Consider the following 17260-nt stretch of genomic DNA (forward strand, 5'->3'; position numbering starts at 1 on the left):
CCCGACTGTGCCCACCACAGCCCGCCCCCAAGGCCCGGAGGTTTCGAGGCTCGGCCGCGGGCGGCCTCGCACCTCAACCACCGGGAGTTGCGCTCGGACCACCTACGTCAGTCTCGCCGCCAGGCGGACTGTGCCACCCATCGGAGCCAACTGCGCGCGCGGCAGCGTGGCGCCCGCGCCGGAGGCGCGTCGAGGGCAAGTGCGGRCCGAGCTTGCGAGTGCCTGCGCGCAGCCCTCGACAGGCGACACGCTCGCGCTGGCGCAATCAGCCAGGGCTGACGATTCTCTCCAGCTCGAAGTGCATGGGGTCGGTCCAGGCCCAGTCGCCGCCCCAGGCAAAACCCCAGTACTTGAAGATCGCGACGACCTCGCGGTTCATCTGGCCGACGGTGCCGCGCTGGTTGCCGGGGACGTTGAAGTCGAGGGCCAGGCCGAAGGAGTGGTTGGAGAGCTTGGTGGAGCCGGCGATGAAGCGGGGGTAGTAGCAGCCGGCGTACTCGTCGGCGTGGATCTCCTTGGCGAGGCCGCGCTTGACGACCTCGATCAGGGCGGCGCGCAGCTGGGGCATCATGTGCTTGTTGCAGGTGACGCGGCCCAGGATCGGGACCTGCTCGGTGACGATGTAGCTGCGCACCCAGGCCGGGTCGGGGGCGATCCGGCCACCGCCGATCGGGGTGTAGCGGTAGGTGCCGACGGCGTCGCGGAACGCGCCGACGGGCACGACGTTCTGGAAGGTGCCGAGGTCGAGGCCCTCGCTGGCGACGATGTCGAGCGCGGTGATGGAGAACCGCTCCTTTCCGAAGGCCTTCTCGATCCGCTCGCGGACGGCCTGCGGGGAGGCGATGCCGGTGTTGATCAGGACGGCGTTGTTCTCCGGCAGGCCGAGCTCCTCGCCCCACCGGGAGTTGATCATGACGTCGACGCTCTCGACCTCGGCCGGGGACCAGGCGCCGACGTGGAGGCGCTGCTTGCCGATCTGGAGGTAGCCCTCCCCGTCGATGGGCAGCTCCTTCTGGAGGTGGTCCATGACGGCCACCTCGCCGCCGGCGATGCGGTCCCACTGCTCCTGGAACTCGGCGCTGCGACTGCCGGTGAAGCCGCGGTAGGCGGCGCCGTCGACCGCGGCGACGTTGTAGACCTTGCCGTCGACGGTGAAGCTTCCGTACGACAGCAGGGTGTGCGCGGCGACGCCCTTGTTCTTCTTGACCTTGACCCCGAGGAGCTTGTCGACGTCCTCGTCGGGGATGGTCTCGTCGCTCACGAGGAGCAGGTCGTCGCCGTACTGGGTGCCGGTGAACTTCCCGGGCGCCGCGACGGCGTGCGCGGGGTCGAGGGCGTCCTCGGGGACCGGCTCGGTCGAGGCCGCGGCCTTGCTCGGCTCACCACCGTCGGCCTGGCCCTTGTCGGCGTCGGCGCACCCGGCGAGCAGGGCGGCGCCGAGCACGGCCGACACCGCGGTCGCCCGTGCAGCACCCGTCCTCGCGCGTCGCGCCAGCCCCATGGCCCCTTCCCCGCCACCGGTCCTCCCGGCGGTCCTCCCGGAACGAGGGTAACGCCTGCCCACCACCGCAGGTGCCGGAACCGGCTCGCCCCGGACCGGCGTCAGCCGAGGACGCGCATCGCGATCCACGCGATGTCGTCGGCGGTGCGCGCCGGGTCGGCCGAGGGCTGCATGACGTGGCTGAGCACGACCCGGACGACCATGTCGATGCTCGCGTCGAGCCGCTGGGGCGGCAGCTGGACGTCGTAGGCCGCCACCCGCTCGCGGATGACGAACTTGGCGCCCTCGAGGAGGTACTCCGAGTGCGTGGTCAGCAGCGGGAGGAGCTCGGTGTCGGCGCCGTGGGTCGCGGAGACGACGGCGTGCAGGAGCGCGTTGTCCTCGGCGTACTCCAGGACCCGCTGAGCGGAGTCCCGGATGGCCGCGATGAGGTCGTCGGGGTGGGCGTCGAAGGACTGAGCCACCCCGTCGAGGAAGCGGTCGAGCTCGCGCATGACCATCGCCTCGGCGAGGTCGTTCTTGGTGCCGATCTCGTTGTAGACGGTCTGGCGGCTGACCCCGGCGTGGTCGGCGAGGCGGGCCATGGTGACCCGCCCCCACCCGTCGGTGGTCATGACCTGCACGGCCGCCTCGAGGAGCCGGTCCCGCAGCGACGGGGGCGCGGCCGCGAAGGCCCCCGCCACCCCGTCACCGGGACGTCCGGCCACGACGGACACCAGCTCCCTCAGCCCTCGAGCGACAGGGCCAGCACGGGGCAGGCCTGCACGGCGGCGTAGACGTGGGCGCGGTCGGACTCCTCGGGCGAGTCGTCGAGGACGTTGACCTTGTCCTCGTCCACCTCGAAGTAGTCGTTGGCCATGGCCTCGCACATGCCGAGGCCCTCACACTTGTCCAGGTCGGCGATGATCTTCATGTCTCAGGCCTGCACCTTCTCGGGGTCGAACGGGATGAAGTCGATCTTCTCGCGAACCCCGCAGTCAGGACAGAACCAGTCGTCCGGGATCTCGCTCCACGCCGTGCCGGCGGGGAAGCCCTCGTGCTCGTCACCGGCCGCGACCTCGTAGGTGTAGGAGCAGCCGGGGCACTTGGCCGCGAGCACCTCGCCCTCGAACTTCTGCGCGAAGAGGTCCTCGGTCTTGACGTTGTGCTGCGACGGCGGCGGGAACTTGGCGAGGTACTTCGCCTCCTTGCCCGGCTTGATGTTGGCGAGGGTGACGTCGCCGTCGAGGTGGTCGACGACCCGCTTGTCCATGACCTTGCGCCACAGCGGCGGGATGAGCGCCAGGTCGATCATGCCGGCGTACCCGGTCGGCAGCGCCGGCGACTCCTTGAAGTCGCGCAGCGTCTGGTAGCGCCGGGTCGGGTTGGCGTGGTGGTCGCTGTGGCGCTGCAGGTGGTAGAGGAAGACGTTGGTGACGATGTTGTTCGAGTTCCACGAGTGCATCGGAAGGACCCGCTCGTAGCGCTGGCGCTCGCCGACCTTCTGCCGCTTCATGCCGTAGTGCTCGAGGTAGTTGACGATCTCGAGCAGGGAGAAGCCGACGACCATCTGCAGCAGGAGGAACGGGATGGTGCCCGGTCCCCACAGCGCGATCACGGTGCCGAAGAGGACGACCGACATCAGCCAGGCGTTGAGGACGTCGTTGCCCCAGTGGAAGGGGTGGGTCTTCTTGCGGGCGTAGCGCCTGGACTCCAGCGACCAGGCGCTCTTCAGCGACCCGGAGACGGTGCGGAACCAGAAGGTGTAGAAGTTCTCACCCAGCCGGCTCGAGGCGGGGTCCTCCGGGGTGGCGACGCGCACGTGGTGGCCGCGGTTGTGCTCGATGTAGAAGTGGCCGTAGAAGGACGGCGCCAGCGCGATCTTGGACAGCCAGCGCTCGACGGACTCCTTCTTGTGGCCGAGCTCGTGGGCGGTGTTGATGCCGATGCCGCTGATCATGCCCAGCGACAGGGTGATGCCGATCTTGTCGACCACGGAGAGGTCGAAGTCGCGGACCAGGTCGGCGCTGACGTTGGTGGCCACCCAGTCGGTGAGGCCGAGCAGGTCGGCGACGCCGGCGACCGGGTTGCCGCCCGCGACCATGTACATCACGCCGAAGAAGGCGAGGTACTGCAGCGGGAGGTACATGAAGACCACCCAGCGGTAGTACTTGTCGTTCTCCAGCTCCTCGATGACGTCGTCCGGCGGGTTCGTCGGGTCGAGGCCGGCCAGCAGGTCGAGCACGGGGATCACGCCGAAGACGAGGATCGGGCCGATCCAGAGCACCCAGGCCCAGCCGAGCTCGGCGTAGGTGAGGAACGCGATCACGGCGAACCCGGGGATGAGCAGCCCGAGCAGCCAGAGGTAGCGCTTCTTGTCCTTCCACTTCTCGGTGGAGCCCTCGGGGACGGTCTGTCCGATGTCGGTCGGTCCGGTCATGTGTCTGCCTTCCATCCGGGCGACGGCCGTTGTCGCTTGACAAGAAGGTACGAGTTGTAAAGACGTTTGACAAGAGGGCGGCAGTTGTAAAGTTGGGTCACGGGTCAGCGGACCGCGGCGCCCACCCGGACCGGGAGGTGCTCGAACCCGCGGAGCACCCGGGTGGGTCGCGGCTGCGGGGTCCCGCTGAGCCGCAGGTCCGGGAAGCGCTCGTACAGCGCACGCAGGGCGACGGCGGCCTCCAGGCGGGCGAGGCTGGCGCCGAGGCAGTAGTGCACGCCGGCGGAGAAGGCGACGTGCTGGTCGGCGTTCGCCCGGGTGACGTCGAAGGTCGCGGGGTCGTCGAACACGGCGGGGTCGCGGTTGGCGCCGCCGAGGTAGAGCAGGATGCCGTGGCCCGGCTGGTAGGCACGGCCGGCGACCTCGGTCTCGCGGAGCGCGACCCGCATCGTCAGCTGCACCGGCGACTGGTGCCGGAGCACCTCGTCGACGGCATTGGGCCAGCCCTCGGGGTGGTCCAGCAGCCAGCGCAGCTGGTCGGGGTGCCGGTCGAGGAGCACGACGGCGTTGCCGATCAGGTTGACGGTGGTCTCGAAGCCGGCCGCGAGCACCAGCAGGCCGACCTGGTGCAGCTCGGTGCGGTCGAGGCGGTCCGGCCCGTCGAGCCGCGCGAGCTGGCTGATCAGGTCGTCGCCGGGGTCGGCCGTGATCCGCTCGACGTGGCCGGCGAACCAGGTGTGCAGCTCGCGCAGCGCCGTCTCCGCCCGGCGGTACTGCCCCCACGACAGGCCGGGGTCGAGGGTGACCGCGGCCTCGTTGCCCAGTTGCAGCAGGCGGCCGCGGTCGTCGGCAGGGACGCCGAGCAGGTCCGCGATGACGGTCACGGGCAGCTGCGAGGCGTAGTCCTCCACGAGGTCCAGCTCGTCGTCGGCACGGTCGGCGATCGCGTCCAGCAGCTCCGTCGCGACGTCGGCGACCCGGTCGCCGAGCCGGCCCACCTTGCGCGCGGTGAACGCCCGCGCGACCTGCTTGCGGTAGCGGGTGTGCAGCGGCGGGTCGACGGCCAGCATCGACGGCGGGTCGACCGGGCCGAGCGCCTCGGGGTCGATCACCTTGTGGTGCAGCCACTGCAGCGGGCGCGGGAGCTCGCCCTGGCCGCCGGCGGTGCCGAAGGCGTCGCTGCGCAGCACCTCGTTGCACACGGCGTGGTCGACGCTGGCCGAGATCACCTCGTTGGCGCTGACCGACCCGCGTGCGCGGAGCTCCTCGTAGGCAGGGAAGGGGTCCTCGCGCAGCGCCGGGTCGACGACCATCCGGCTGATCAGGTCGCCGCGGCGGGCACCGCGGTGGATCAGCGCGCGCTGGAGGCCGTGCGCCAGCCCCCACGCGACGAAGGACCGGGGCGTGTCCAGCGCCCGTCGTAGCGTGCTGCGACCGGGCACCTGGCTCGTCGTCATCGTCCCCACCGACCTCTCCCCACCTTCGACCAGTCCCCCACGCGGGGGTTGCTCCCGACGGTACGACGACGGGCTGGCCACGCCGTGGCGCGACCAGCCCGTCGTCGTACCGGCTGGGCCTGCTGGGCCTGCTGGGCCCGCTGGGGCCGCTGGGGCCGCTGGGGCCCGTCCGGCTCAGGAGCCGGTCGCCGCCCCGTCCCCCGGACCCGTGCCCGCGCCGACGGCGTCGAGGCCGCCCGCGGCCTTGTCCACCGACCGGTGGATGAGCCCCTCGAGGTCGATGCCGGTCGACGTCTTGAGCATCTGCAGGGTCTGCGTGACGTTGTCGGTGACCTGCTTCGGCAGCGCGCCCGCGCCGTCGGTCGACAGCACGGTGAGCGTGTCGATCGCGCTGATCGGCGAGGCGACCTCGCGGGCGATCTGGGGCAGCACCTCGATGAGCATCTGCAGCACCGCGGCGTCGTTGTAGTGCGCGAACGCCTCGGCGCGCTTGTCCATCGCCTCCGCCTCGGCCTGGCCGATGGCGAGGGTCGCGGCAGCCTGCGCCTCACCCTCGGCGCGGGTGGCGTCGGCCTCGGCCAGACGGCGGCCCTTCTCCGCCTCACCACGCTTGAGGCCCTCGATGGCCTCGGCCTCGGCGAGCGCGGCACGACGGGCCTTCTCGGCCTCACCGCTGAGCTTGGTCTCCTCCGCCTTCGCCTGCGCGGCGGCGATGGTGGCGGCCTTGCGGGCGTCCGCCGCCGCGATCTCCGCGGTGCGACGGGCCTCGGCCTCCTGCTCGACGCGGTAGCGCTCGGCGTCCGCAGGCTTGCGGACCTGGGTCTCGAGCTGGCGCTCGGTCAGCGCGGCCTGCTGGACGGCGACCTTCTCCTGCTCGGCGAGGATGGCCTGGTCCCGCTCGGCCTGGGCCAACGGGCCGGACGCGGAGGCCTGCGCGGCCGCGGCGTCGGTCTCGGCCTTGATCTCCGCCTGCTTGAGCGCCAGCGTCCGCTGGGCGATGGCGATCTCCTGCTCGGCGGCGATCTGCGCCTGCTCGGCGGCCCGGCGGGCGTTGGCCTCGGCGATCCGCGCCTCCTGGCTGGCACGTGCGGCCTCGGGGCGGCCGAGGTCGGCGAGGTAGCTGCCGTCGTCGGTGACGTCCTGGATCTGGAAGGCGTCGAGGATCAGGCCCTGGCCGGTCAGCGAGCTCTCGGACTCGTCAGCCACCCGCTGCGCGAACGCGGCGCGGTCGCGGATGATCTGCTCGACGGTCAGGCCGCCGACGATCGAGCGGAGCGCACCGGCGAGCACCTCCTGGGTGAACGGCTCGATGTCAGCCTGCTGCGACAGGAAGCGCTGCGCGGCGAGCCGGATCTGGTCGGCGTTGCCGCCGACCTTCACGATGGCGACACCGTCGAGGTTGAGCTTGATGCCCTGGCCGGAGACCGCGCCGCGGATCTGCACGGAGATCCGGCGGCTGGAGAGGTCCATCGTGGCGAGCTTCTGCACGAACGGGATGACGAAGACGCCACCGCCGAGGACGACCTTCTGCCCGGACAGGTCGGTGGTGAGCTCACCGGTCTCCGGGTTGATCACCGCCTTGCCCTTGCGGCCGGTGACGATGAAGGCCTGGTTGGGACCGGCGACCTTGTAGCGGCTGGTGACCAGCAGCACCAGCAGGACGAGTACTCCGACGATGCCGATGATCGGCACCCAGACAGCGGTGTTCATGATCTCTCTTTCGCTTCGGCCGTTACTCGGCGAGGGTGGGGGGTTGCCAGGTCGCAGCGACGCTGACGGCGGTCGGGGAGAGCACACCGGTGACGTTGACCTGCGCCCCGGCCTCGATCGGGGCGGCAGCGCTGGCGTTGAGCTGCAGGGCGTGGCCGCCGACGACGACCCGCACCACGCCGTACCCGCCGACGGGGATCGCGGTGATCACCTGGCCGACCTGGCCGACGCTGTCGCTGATCGACACGGTGCCGTCGCTCGGCCCGTCCTTGACCAGGCGGGTGATCCACCACGCGAACCAGCCCACGACGAGCCCGGCACCGGCGCCGACGGCGAGCGACACCGGCAGCGGGGCGCCGGCGCCATCGGCGGCCGTGCCGCCGAAGCCGAACGCGCCGATGAACCCGCCGAGCACCGCAGTCGAGAGCCAGCCCGCCTCGAGGGCCTCCAGCGCCCCGTCGAGGAGGTCGCCGGCGACGAGCGAGAGCAGCAGCAGGGCCGTCCCGACGACACCCAGGACGAGGAAGACGGTCACGAACACTCCGATGGGTGAGGGGGCCGGGACCCACACCCTAGTGAAGGTTCCCCGGACGCAGACACCTGTTTCCCCGCCCGGCAGCGACGGAAACCCGACCTCCGCCGCGCCCCGCAGCCTCGGGCCGCCGCCGACCGGACCCGTGACCGCCGTCACATTTTTGCACTCTGTTGCGCTCGGGTGCAAAGATGCACTCGTGATCGAGGCGTGCACGAACAGGCGCGAGGCCAAGCGCCTCCAGACGATGCTGCGCCTGCAGCACTGCGCGATCCGGCTCACCCTCGACCAGGGCTTCGACGGCTGGACCATCGAGGACCTCGCCGCGGCCGCTGACGTCTCGCGCCGCACCGTGTTCAACTACTTCGAGGGCAAGGCCGAGGTCGTGCTCGGCCCCGAGCCCGAGATCAGCGACGAGCTGCTGGAGGCCTTCGTCGGCGGCGGACCGAGCGGGCGGCTCTTCGACGACCTGGTCGTCGTCGCCCACGAGGCGACCCGGGAGCACGAGCTCACCGAGCTGGACCTCACCCAGGTCCGCGACGCCATCATCAACGACCCGCACCTGCTGCGGTTCGTGCACGAGCGGTTCGAGCTCGCCGCGGAGCAGCTCGGCGACCTCGTCCGGCAGCGCGAGGGCGCGGACTTCCCGGCCGACCGATGCCGCACCATCCTCCGCCTGCTGATGGCGTGCTTCGACGACGCCCTCGAGCGCACCACCGCCGACCCGGACCGCACCTTCCACGAGCACTTCGACGCCTCCGTGGCGGACATCCGCTCGGCCCTCGCCTGACCCCTTCCGCCCACCCCGGCACCGGCGACCCCGGCGCCACCGACAGCAACCGACACCAGGAGACCCACCCATGGCCCGCCTGCTCTACAAGCTCGGCTCCACCGCCTACCGGCGCTGGCCGCTCTTCATCGCCGGATGGCTGGTGCTCGCCGTCGCGATCGGCGCCACCGCGGCCGTCGCGTCCAAGCCCTTCTCCGACGAGTTCACCATCCCCGGGATCCCGTCCGAGAAGGCCGCCGACATCCAGCAGGAGCTCTTCCCCGACGCCGGCAGCGCGTTCGACGACGCGACCGTCAACGTCGTCGTCGCCGCGCCCGAGGGCCACACCCTCGACGAGCCGGAGTACGCCGACGCCATCGCCGACCTGGTTGCAGCGATCCCCGAGCTGCCGCAGATGGACGCCGACGAGCCGCAGCCCGGCCTCGTCGACCCGACCGTCGCGGACGCCGGCCTCGAGAAGCAGTACGTCGACGCGGCCGAGGCTGCCGGTGGCGACGTCGCCGCGGCGAAGGCCGACGCGGCCGCGCTCTCCCCGCTCTCGCGCGACGGCCGGATCGGCACGCTGTCCTTCGAGTGGGACGTCGACACGGTGGCGGACCTGGAGCCGGCCTCGGTCGAGGCGCTCCAGGAGCTGATGCACGACACCACCGAGGAGACCGGCCTCGTCGTCGAGGCGAACGGCCAGGGCATGACCGTCATGGAGGCCCCCGGCGGCACCGCCGAGCTGATCGGCCTCGGCGTCGCCCTGGTCGTCCTGCTGCTCACGTTCGGCTCGTTCATGGCCGCCGGCATGCCGCTGGTCAACGCGATCTTCGGCGTCGGCCTGAGCATGGGCGGTGTCACCGCGATGACCGCGGTGATGGACCTCAACTCCTCCACCACGGCGCTGTCGACGATGATCGGACTGGCCGTCGGCATCGACTACACGCTGTTCATCCTCGCCCGCTACCGCACCGAGCTGCACCACACCGACGACCGCCGCCACGCCGCCGGCATCGCGGTGGGTACGGCGGGCTCCGCGGTCGTCTTCGCCGGCCTGACCGTGCTGATCGCGCTCAGCGCGCTGGCCGTCGTGGGCATCCCGTTCCTCACCGCGATGGGCCTCGCGGCCGCGGCCACCGTGCTGATCGCCGTCCTGGTCGCGCTGACTCTGCTGCCGGCACTGCTGGGCATGACGAAGTCGAAGGCGTTCGGTGGCCGGGTCCGCACCTACGCCCCGAAGCGCGACGACCACGGCCGCGTGCACAACAACGGCGTGCGCTGGGCGCAGCTGGTCGCGAAGCGCCCGGTCGCCTGGGCCCTGGGCGTCGTGGTCCTGCTGGGCGCGATCGCCACCCCGATCACCCAGATGTACCTCGCCTTCCCGAGCGACAGCACCGCCTCCAGCGACACCACCCAGCGCAAGGCTGCGGACCTCGCCGAGGAGGCCTTCGGCCCCGGCCGCCAGGGTCCGTTCGTGGTGGTCGTCGACGGCCGCGAGGTCGCGGACGACGACCAGCGCGCCAAGGCGTTCGAGCAGGTCGTCGACTGGGCAGCCGGCCAGGACGACGTGCAGAACGCACAGCTGGTGCTCACCAACGCGCCGGTCGACGACAAGGGCGCACCGACCGGTCCGGCCACCGGGGCGATCATCCAGCTGACGCCGTCCTCCGGCCCGGACGACCCCGCGACGCTCGACCTGCTCGACGCCCTGCGCGCGGGCCAGGACGGCATCGAGCGGCGGACCGGGACGACGGTCGGCGTCACCGGCCTGACCGCCATCACCACCGACGTCTCCGACCAGCTCAACGGCGCGCTGCCCGTCTACCTGGCCGTCGTCATCGGCCTGGCGTTCATCCTGCTGGTGCTGGTGTTCCGCTCGATCCTGATCCCGCTGACCGCGACGCTCGGCTTCCTGCTCTCCGTGCTGGCGACCCTGGGCGCGACGGTCGCGATCTTCCAGGAGGGCTGGTTCGGGATCTTCGAGGGCCAGCCGATCGTGTCGTTCATCCCGATCTTCGTGATCGGCGTGGTGTTCGGCCTCGCGATGGACTACCAGGTCTTCCTGGTCACCCGAATGCGCGAGGCCCACGTGCACGGGCTGTCGACCCACGAGGCCGTCGTCGACGGGTTCCGGAACTCCGCGCGCGTGGTCACCGCCGCCGCGGCGATCATGATCGCGGTGTTCTCCGGCTTCATCCTCGAGGACGACGCGATCATCAAGTCGATGGGCTTCGCGCTGGCGCTGGCGATCGTGTTCGACGCCTTCATCGTCCGGATGGTCCTGATCCCCGCGCTGCTCTACGTGATGGGCGACAAGGCCTGGTGGCTGCCGGCGTGGCTGGACCGGGTCCTGCCGAACGTCGACGTCGAGGGCGAGTCCCTCGAGCGGGCCTCCACCCCGGTCGCCGTGGCCGGTCGCGACGACGACCGCGAGCTGGCCGGCGTCTGACCGGCGGGACCGGCGAGAACGGTCAGGCCGGCTGGTCGAGTGCCTGCTCGATGTCGCCGGCGATCTTCGACGGCTCGGTGTTCGGGGCGTAGCGCCCGAGCACCGAGCCGTCGCGTCCGAGGAGGAACTTCGTGAAGTTCCACTTGATCGCGCCGCCGAGCAGTCCGCTGCGCTGCTCCTTGAGCCACTGGAACAGCGGGTGCGCCTCCTTGCCGTTGACGTCGACCTTGGCGAACATCGGGAAGCTGACGCCGTAGTTGCGCTGGCAGAACTCGGCGATCTCCTCCTCCGTCCCGGGCTCCTGGTGGAGGAACTGGTCGCACGGGAAGCCGAGGACGGTGAAGCCGCGGTCGGCGTACTTCTCGTAGAGGCCCTGGAGGCCCTCGAGCTGGGGGGTGAAGCCGCACTTCGACGCGGTGTTGACGACGAGCACCACGGAGCCGTCGTACGACGACAGGTCGACCGCGTTGCCGTCGATCGAGATGGCGGAGAAGTCACTGAGGCTGGTCACGGCGCCAGTGTGTCACCGGGCACGAAGGGCCCTCGCCTGCAGGACGGCCAGGTCGGCCACGACGAGCGCCTGGGCCACGGCCCACACGCGGCCGGGGCCGTCGAGGCCGAGCGCGCCGGTGAGGGCGACCTCGAGGGAGGCGACCACCCACACGGCGTTGGCGGCGACGATCGCCCAGCCGGGACCGGGGGCGAGGCGGCTGCGGGTGTAGAGCGCGACGAGGAGCGTGTAGCCGACCAGGGCGGCACCGATCGTGCGGACCGTACCGGCGTCCCCGCCGAGCAGGTCGGTGATCGGCCCGGCGGCCACGAGGTAGGCCAGCGCGTTGGCGCCGGTGACGAGGGCGTCGGCGCCGAACCAGAGCCGGATCCGGCCGAGTGCGCTGCGGGTGCCGGTCGCGGTGGGGGTGCTGAGGATGGTCATCGGGTCCTCCTGGGGTCCGGGGGTTGCTGTCCCCCGAGGTTCACCCGTGGGAGGTGTGCCTGGCGATGACCTCGGAGGTCATGCCGGTGCGACGGATCCGCCACAGCAGCAGGGCGAGCAGCAGGACGATCACGTCGACCACGCCGATCACGACCCAGCCGAGGACGCTCGCCTGCTCGCCGTCGACGTGGTGGGCGCCCGGCTCCCCGGGCAGCACGCGCACGCCGACCTCGCCGGTCTCCTCCGCGCGCTGCCAGGTCTCCGGGTCCACCTGGGCGGGCCAGGTCCGCCCCGAGGGATCGACGTCCTCCGGCAGGCGGAAGCGCACGACGTGGTGGGGGTCGGACTCCTCGCGCAGCACGTCGGTGTCGGTGACCTCGGCGGTGACGTCGACGCCGTCGCGGTCGATGCGCCACTGCTGCCAGGTGTGGTGGAGGAGCGGCAGGTTCACCAGCACGGCGACGAGGAGCAGTGCGGCGTAGGCGCCGCGGCCGGGACGCACCGTGCTCACGCCCGCTCGGCGGGGGCGGTGGTGGGCCCCGACGGGCGCAGGCCCGGCCACGGCCGGCCCCACTGGTCGTCGTACGCGGTCTCGGCGAGGGGGCGGCGCTCCCGCACCCGGTGGTCGCGCTCGGCGTCGCGCTCCGGCACGTCGTCGGGGTTGCCCCGCACGCCGACCGCGATGCCGGCGACGATCCGGGTGCCGTCCGGCAGCCCGAGGCCGGCGGCGACGCCGTCGTGGTCGAAACCCCCGAACTGGTGGGCGCGCAGCCCCATCGCGTGCGCCTGCAGGGTGAGGTGGGCGGAGGCCTGGCCCACGTCGTGGACGGGGATGACCAGGTCCTTGAGCTCGTCACCGTCGGTGCCGAGGACGACCACGGAGAGGAAGACGACGGAGGCGCGCGGCACCCAGCCGGCGTTGCCGCGGCGCAGGTGGGGCACGAGGACCCGGTGCGCCGCGCTGCCGCGGGGGGCCACGACGTAGCGCCACGGCTGGCGGTTGCCCGAGCTGGGCGCCCACTGTGCCGCCTCCAGCAGCCGGGTGACCTCCTCGTCGGTGAGCTCGTGCCGGTCGTCGAACACGCTCGGGCTCCAGCGCGAGTGCATCGGCTCGGCGATCTCGACCGGGTTCATGGGGTCGAGTATCGCGAACCCCTCAGACCTGCAGGTAGGCGAGGACCGCCCGGACGCGCCGGTGGTCGTCGGTGTCGGCGGGCAGGTCGAGCTTCGCGAAGATGTTGTTGATGTGCTTGGCGACGGCCTTCTCGGTCACGACGAGGGCGCGGGCGATCCCGGCGTTGGCCCGGCCCTCGGCCATCAGCGCGAGCACCTCGCGCTCACGCTCGGTGAGCCGGGCCAGCGGCGAGTCGCGCCGTCGGTCGAGGACGGCGGCCACCACCGAGGAGTCGAGCACGGTGCCGCCGGCGGCGACCCGGTGGAGGGCGTCGACGAACTCGGCGACGTCGGAGACCCGGTCCTTGAGGAGGTAGCCGACCGAGCCGTCGCCGCTGGCGAGCAGCTCACGGGCGTAGAGCTGCTCGACGTACTGCGACAGCACAAGCACCGGGAAGCCCGGCCGCTGCTCGCGTGCAGCGATCGCCGCACGCAGGCCCTCGTCGGTGAACGTCGGCGGCATCCGTACGTCGACGACCGCTGCGTCGGCGGCCGGGTCGGCGAGCGCGCGCTCCAGCTCGGGCAGGTTGTCGACCGCAGCCACGACCTCGAATCCCTTCGCGACCAGCAGCTGGGTGAGCCCGGCGCGGAGCAGGGCGTGGTCCTCGGCGAGGACTACGCGGACGCCGGGCACGGCACCTCCCAGGTGACGACGGTGGGCCCGCCCACGGGGCTGGACACCGCCATCGTGCCGTCGAACGCCGCCAGCCGCACGGCGATCCCGTGCAGCCCGCTGCCGGAGGTCGGGTCCGCGCCGCCGCGGCCGTCGTCGCCGACCTCGCCGTGCAGCACGCCGTCGCGGTGCTGCAGCGTGATCCACGCCTGCTCGGCCGCGGCGTGCTTGCCGGCGTTGGCGAGGCACTCGGCGACGGTGAAGTAGACGGCCGACTCGACCGGCGCCGGGAGGCGGGGCACGTCCACGGCGAGCTCGACGGGCACGGCCATGTCGAGCGCGAGGGCGGAGACCGCGCCGGCCAGGCCGCGGTCGGCCAGCACCGGTGGGTGGATCCCGCGGACCACGCTGCGCAGCTCGCCGAGCGCGGTCGACGACGACGAGCGCGCATCGGCCACCAGCCGGCGCGCGGCCTCCGGGTCGGACTCGAAGAGGTCCTCCGCGAGCCCGAGGCTCAGCGACATGGCAGCCAGCCGGGCCTGCGGCCCGTCGTGCAGGTCGCGCTCGATGCGGCGCAGCTCGGCGGCGGAGTGGTCGACCACGACCGCCCGCGACTCGGCCAGGGCCCGGACCCGCTTCTCCAGCCGCTCGGTGCGCCCGATCGTCAGCATCGACCGGTCGACCGCCGACCGGGCCCGCATCAGCGGCTGCACGCCGAACCACCAGACCGGCCAGGTCACCACGCACAGGAAGAGCAGCAGGGCGAGCAGGGACACCACGAACCCGAGGGACATCGCCCACACCATCCACAGCAGGTCCCGCCAGGTCGACGGGTCGCCCGCGCGGGTCTGCAGGCGGGCGAGCGCGCCCCCGTGCAGCGGGAGGTACGGCGAGGGCAGGGGTGTGCCGAGGGTGTGGCCGGCCATGTCCCGGTGCCAGTCGACGAGCACCCGAGAGGCGGGCAGCAGGAACGCGAGCAGCAGCACGCCGGCCCACACCACGACCAGCGCGGCGCTGACCACGACCAGCACGAACATCACCACGACGGGGGTGAACAGCAGCACGTGCAGGAAGGCGTACCAGGTGACGACCAGGCGGCCGGCGGCCACGTCGTCGTACGTCCTGGGGATGCTCACCTGCCCATCTTCGCGTGACGGGCCAGCCGGCGGCAGTGGTGCTGGCACCACCACGGGGCGGGACGCACCACCCCTGACGGGCGGCGCCCGCGGSGGGAGCCTCGGAAGCAGCTCCCAACCACCCCCCGAGGAGATCGAGATGCCCCACCTGTCCGCCTTGCCCCGCCGGGCCGCCCGGTGGAGCGCCACCCACCCGTGGCGCGCCATCGGCGGCTGGCTGCTGCTCGTCGTCGTGGCCGTCGGCCTGGCCGTGGTCGTGCCGACCGACACCGCCGACGATGCCGACTACCGCACCGGTGAGTCCGGCCGCGCCGAGGCGCTGCTCGACGACGCCGGCCTCGAGGACCCGCCGTCCGAGAACGTCCTGGTCGCGGCGCGCGACGGTGTGATCGACCAGGCCGAGGGACGCGCCGCGGCTGCCGAGGTCGCCACCGCCCTGTCCGCGGTCGACGGCGTGATCCGCGTCGGCGACCCCCTGCCCAGCGAGGACGGCACCGCCCTGCTGGTGCCGGTGGAGCTGGAGTCCGAGGACCTCGAGGCCGCGCCCATGCTGGCCGCGACCGCCGCCGTCCAGGCCGACCACCCCGACCTGGTCGTCGAGCAGGCCGGGGAGGTCACCATCGACGAGGCGATCAACGACCGCGTCGGCGAGGACCTGCACTCCGCCGAGCTGTTCAGCCTGCCGGTCACGCTGCTGCTGATGCTGCTGGCCTTCGGCGCGCTCATCGCCGCGGGCCTGCCGGTGCTGCTCGCCGCGACCAGCGTGGCCGCGACCATCGGCATCACCGCGCCGATCTCGCTGCTCGTCCCGGCCGAGCCGACCGTCTACAGCATGATCGTGCTGATCGGCATGGCCGTCGGCGTCGACTACTCGCTGTTCTACCTCAAGCGGGAGCGCCAGGAGCGGGCCGCGGGACGGACGACGCTGGACGCGGTCGCGATCGCGGCGGAGACGTCGGGCCACGCGATCCTCGTGTCGGGTGCGGCCGTGGTCGCCGCGCTGTCCGGGCTGTTCGTGCTCACCGACGTCACCTTCAACTCGCTCGCCACCGGTTCGATCCTCGTCGTCGCGGTCGCCGTGCTCGGGTCGGTCACCGTGCTCCCGGCGCTGCTGGTCAAGCTGGGCCGCTGGGTGGACCGGCCGCGGGTCCCGCTGCTGTGGCGGCTCACCTCCCGGGTGCAGCAGGGCGCGATCAGCGGTCGCCTGCTCGGCCCGGTGGTCCGCCACCCCGTCGCCGCACTGGTGGTGGCCACGGTCGGGATCCTCGCCCTCGCCGTACCGGCGCTCGGGATGAAGACCCACCAGGCCGGCCCGGAGACGCTCCCCCGTGACATCCCCGCGGTGCAGACACTGCGCGCCATCACCGCGGCCTTCCCCGACGAGGGCGCGACCGCGCGGGTCGTGGTGACCGGCGTCGAGCCCGCCGCGGCGGCGAGCGCCCTCGAGCGCCTGGCCGAGGAGGCCGGTCGCGGCGAGGACTTCGTCACCGCCGGCGCCGAGCTGCGCGCGTCGGCGGACGGCCGGACGTCGGTGGTCGACCTCGCCCTGCCGTACGACGAGTCGGACGACCGTGCGGCGGAGGCGGTCGAGCGCCTGCGCGCCGACCTCGTGCCTGCCGTGCTGGGCGACGTCGTCGATGACGCCGGCGGGGACGCCGAGGCCGTGGTCGGCGGCGGCGCGGCCGCCTCGCTGGACTGGACCGACAAGCAGGCGGAGCGGATGCCCTGGCTGCTCGGGTTCGTGCTGCTGCTGACGATGGTGATGATGGTCGCCGCGTTCCGCAGCGTGCTGCTCGGGCTGGTCTCGACGGTGCTCAACCTCGCGTCGGTCGGGGTCGCCTTCGGCATCCTCGCCGTGGTCTTCCAGCACGGCGTCGGCGAGTCGCTGCTCGACTTCACCAGCCCCGGCTTCGTGGTCGACTGGATCCCGGTGTTCGTCCTGGTGGTGCTGGTCGGGCTGTCGATGGACTACCACGTGTTCGTGCTGAGCCGGGTCCGTGAGCTGGTCGACCGCGGGCTGCCGGTGCGCGACGCGGTGCACCGAGGGATCGCCGACACCGCCGGCGTGATCACCAGCGCCGCCGCGGTGATGGTGTCGGTGTTCGCGATCTTCGCGACGCTGTCGATGCTGGAGATGAAGATGATGGGCGTCGGCCTCGCCGCGGCGATCCTCGTGGACGCCACGGTCATCCGCCTCGTCGTGCTCCCGGCCGTGCTGGTACTGCTCGGCGAGCGGGCCTGGCCGCGCCGCCGCCCGCCGACCCCACCGGTCGCCCCGCCCCCGGCGAGCGCATGGGTGTCGGAGGACGGGCGGCTCGTGCCGGCGCGCTGACCGCCGGATCGTCCCGGTCGAGCGCCGGKGSCYCGCCGCCACGGGGAACACTCCCGCGGCGGCGGGCCCGTCACTTGCGGCAGGCCAGGTAGGCGTTGACCGGGTCCGCGGCGACGTCGATCTTGCGGACGTCGCCGAAGCCGGCGTCGTGGAGCATCGACGTGGCCAGCTGGAGGCCCCACGCCGTGCCCAGCCCGTCGCCGCCCAGCCCGAGCGAGACGCTCATGCAGTG

16 protein-coding genes are annotated in these 17260 nt (G+C 72.3%); 3 read left to right on the top strand and 13 right to left on the bottom strand.

Annotation, left to right across the window (positions count from 1 at the left end):
* Nucleotides 1-265: 265 nt before the first annotated feature.
* From L615_RS17980 to L615_RS18010, 7 genes are all read right to left on the bottom strand, one after another.
* Nucleotides 266-1501 carry a M15 family metallopeptidase gene (locus tag L615_RS17980; protein ID WP_145725985.1) on the bottom strand — a complete coding sequence of 412 codons (1236 nt, stop codon included), beginning with the start codon at nt 1499-1501 and terminating at the stop codon, nt 266-268.
* A 101-nt stretch (nt 1502-1602) separates the two neighbouring features.
* Nucleotides 1603-2217, bottom strand: coding sequence for a TetR/AcrR family transcriptional regulator (locus L615_RS17985; protein ID WP_261376758.1), 615 nt, complete (start codon nt 2215-2217; stop codon nt 1603-1605).
* Between the two features lie 8 nt (nt 2218-2225).
* On the bottom strand, nt 2226-2414 hold the full coding sequence (locus L615_RS17990; protein ID WP_145725987.1) for a ferredoxin: 189 nt from the start codon (nt 2412-2414) through the stop codon (nt 2226-2228).
* 3 nt (nt 2415-2417) lie between these two features.
* A complete protein-coding gene (locus L615_RS24610) occupies nt 2418-3920 on the bottom strand; it encodes a fatty acid desaturase (protein WP_028655081.1) in 1503 nt (500 codons plus the stop codon).
* Nucleotides 3921-4024: 104 nt separating this feature from the next.
* A complete protein-coding gene (locus L615_RS18000) occupies nt 4025-5377 on the bottom strand; it encodes a cytochrome P450 (protein ID WP_145725989.1) in 1353 nt (450 codons plus the stop codon).
* 174 nt (nt 5378-5551) lie between these two features.
* Entirely contained in the window at nt 5552-7087 is a 1536-nt protein-coding gene (locus tag L615_RS18005; RefSeq protein WP_145725991.1) for a flotillin family protein, read from the bottom strand.
* A 22-nt stretch (nt 7088-7109) separates the two neighbouring features.
* A complete protein-coding gene (locus L615_RS18010) occupies nt 7110-7622 on the bottom strand; it encodes a hypothetical protein (protein ID WP_186449921.1) in 513 nt (170 codons plus the stop codon).
* 196 nt (nt 7623-7818) lie between these two features.
* Here L615_RS18010 and L615_RS23495 point away from each other — a divergent pair, with 196 nt between their 5' ends.
* Nucleotides 7819-8409 carry a TetR/AcrR family transcriptional regulator gene (locus tag L615_RS23495; protein WP_186449922.1) on the top strand — a complete coding sequence of 197 codons (591 nt, stop codon included), beginning with the start codon at nt 7819-7821 and terminating at the stop codon, nt 8407-8409.
* Nucleotides 8410-8479: 70 nt separating this feature from the next.
* Nucleotides 8480-10840: an MMPL family transporter gene (locus L615_RS18020; protein ID WP_145725996.1), complete on the top strand. Its 2361-nt coding sequence runs from the start codon at nt 8480-8482 to the stop codon at nt 10838-10840.
* Between the two features lie 22 nt (nt 10841-10862).
* On the opposite strand, the gene L615_RS18025 is transcribed toward L615_RS18020, so the two are convergent.
* From L615_RS18025 to L615_RS18050, 6 genes are read right to left on the bottom strand one after another with little or no spacing between them, the layout of a single operon-like run.
* Nucleotides 10863-11351, bottom strand: a complete 489-nt coding sequence (locus L615_RS18025; protein ID WP_145725998.1) for a glutathione peroxidase — start codon at nt 11349-11351, stop codon at nt 10863-10865.
* 12 nt (nt 11352-11363) lie between these two features.
* Nucleotides 11364-11774 (bottom strand): hypothetical protein, encoded by a 411-nt coding sequence (locus L615_RS18030; protein ID WP_145726001.1) that lies wholly within the window; start codon nt 11772-11774, stop codon nt 11364-11366.
* Nucleotides 11775-11814: 40 nt separating this feature from the next.
* The gene (locus L615_RS18035; RefSeq protein ID WP_145726002.1) at nt 11815-12285 is read right to left on the bottom strand and encodes a hypothetical protein; all 471 of its coding nucleotides are present in this window, start codon (nt 12283-12285) and stop codon (nt 11815-11817) included.
* A complete protein-coding gene (locus tag L615_RS18040; RefSeq protein WP_051485602.1) occupies nt 12282-12908 on the bottom strand; it encodes a nitroreductase family protein in 627 nt (208 codons plus the stop codon). Before L615_RS18040 ends, L615_RS18035 begins: the two co-directional genes overlap by 4 nt.
* 22 nt (nt 12909-12930) lie before the next feature.
* On the bottom strand, nt 12931-13581 hold the full coding sequence (locus L615_RS18045; RefSeq protein ID WP_186449923.1) for a response regulator transcription factor: 651 nt from the start codon (nt 13579-13581) through the stop codon (nt 12931-12933).
* Nucleotides 13563-14696, bottom strand: a complete 1134-nt coding sequence (locus L615_RS18050) for a sensor domain-containing protein (RefSeq protein WP_222430608.1) — start codon at nt 14694-14696, stop codon at nt 13563-13565. The genes L615_RS18045 and L615_RS18050 overlap by 19 nt, the downstream gene beginning before the upstream one ends.
* Nucleotides 14697-14835: 139 nt before the next feature.
* Here L615_RS18050 and L615_RS18055 point away from each other — a divergent pair, with 139 nt between their 5' ends.
* Nucleotides 14836-17028, top strand: a complete 2193-nt coding sequence (locus tag L615_RS18055; RefSeq protein WP_051485603.1) for an MMPL family transporter — start codon at nt 14836-14838, stop codon at nt 17026-17028.
* Nucleotides 17029-17260: the final 232 nt, after the last annotated feature.

Source organism: Nocardioides sp. J9, from assembly GCF_007829375.1.
In the GTDB taxonomy this organism is placed as follows: Bacteria; Actinomycetota; Actinomycetes; order Propionibacteriales; family Nocardioidaceae; genus Nocardioides.

Bases quoted from the DNA above. Each gene is read 5' to 3' on its own strand.
- L615_RS17980 (WP_145725985.1), bottom strand. From the start codon at position 1,501: ATGGGGCTGGCGCGACGCGCGAGGACGGGTGCTGCACGGGCGACCGCG.
- L615_RS17990 (WP_145725987.1), bottom strand. From the start codon at position 2,414: ATGAAGATCATCGCCGACCTGGACAAGTGTGAGGGCCTCGGCATGTGC.
- L615_RS24610 (WP_028655081.1), bottom strand. From the start codon at position 3,920: ATGACCGGACCGACCGACATCGGACAGACCGTCCCCGAGGGCTCCACC.
- L615_RS18000 (WP_145725989.1), bottom strand. From the start codon at position 5,377: ATGACGACGAGCCAGGTGCCCGGTCGCAGCACGCTACGACGGGCGCTG.
- L615_RS18005 (WP_145725991.1), bottom strand. From the start codon at position 7,087: ATGAACACCGCTGTCTGGGTGCCGATCATCGGCATCGTCGGAGTACTC.
- L615_RS18020 (WP_145725996.1), top strand. From the start codon at position 8,480: ATGGCCCGCCTGCTCTACAAGCTCGGCTCCACCGCCTACCGGCGCTGG.
- L615_RS18030 (WP_145726001.1), bottom strand. From the start codon at position 11,774: ATGACCATCCTCAGCACCCCCACCGCGACCGGCACCCGCAGCGCACTC.
- L615_RS18040 (WP_051485602.1), bottom strand. From the start codon at position 12,908: ATGAACCCGGTCGAGATCGCCGAGCCGATGCACTCGCGCTGGAGCCCG.
- L615_RS18055 (WP_051485603.1), top strand. From the start codon at position 14,836: ATGCCCCACCTGTCCGCCTTGCCCCGCCGGGCCGCCCGGTGGAGCGCC.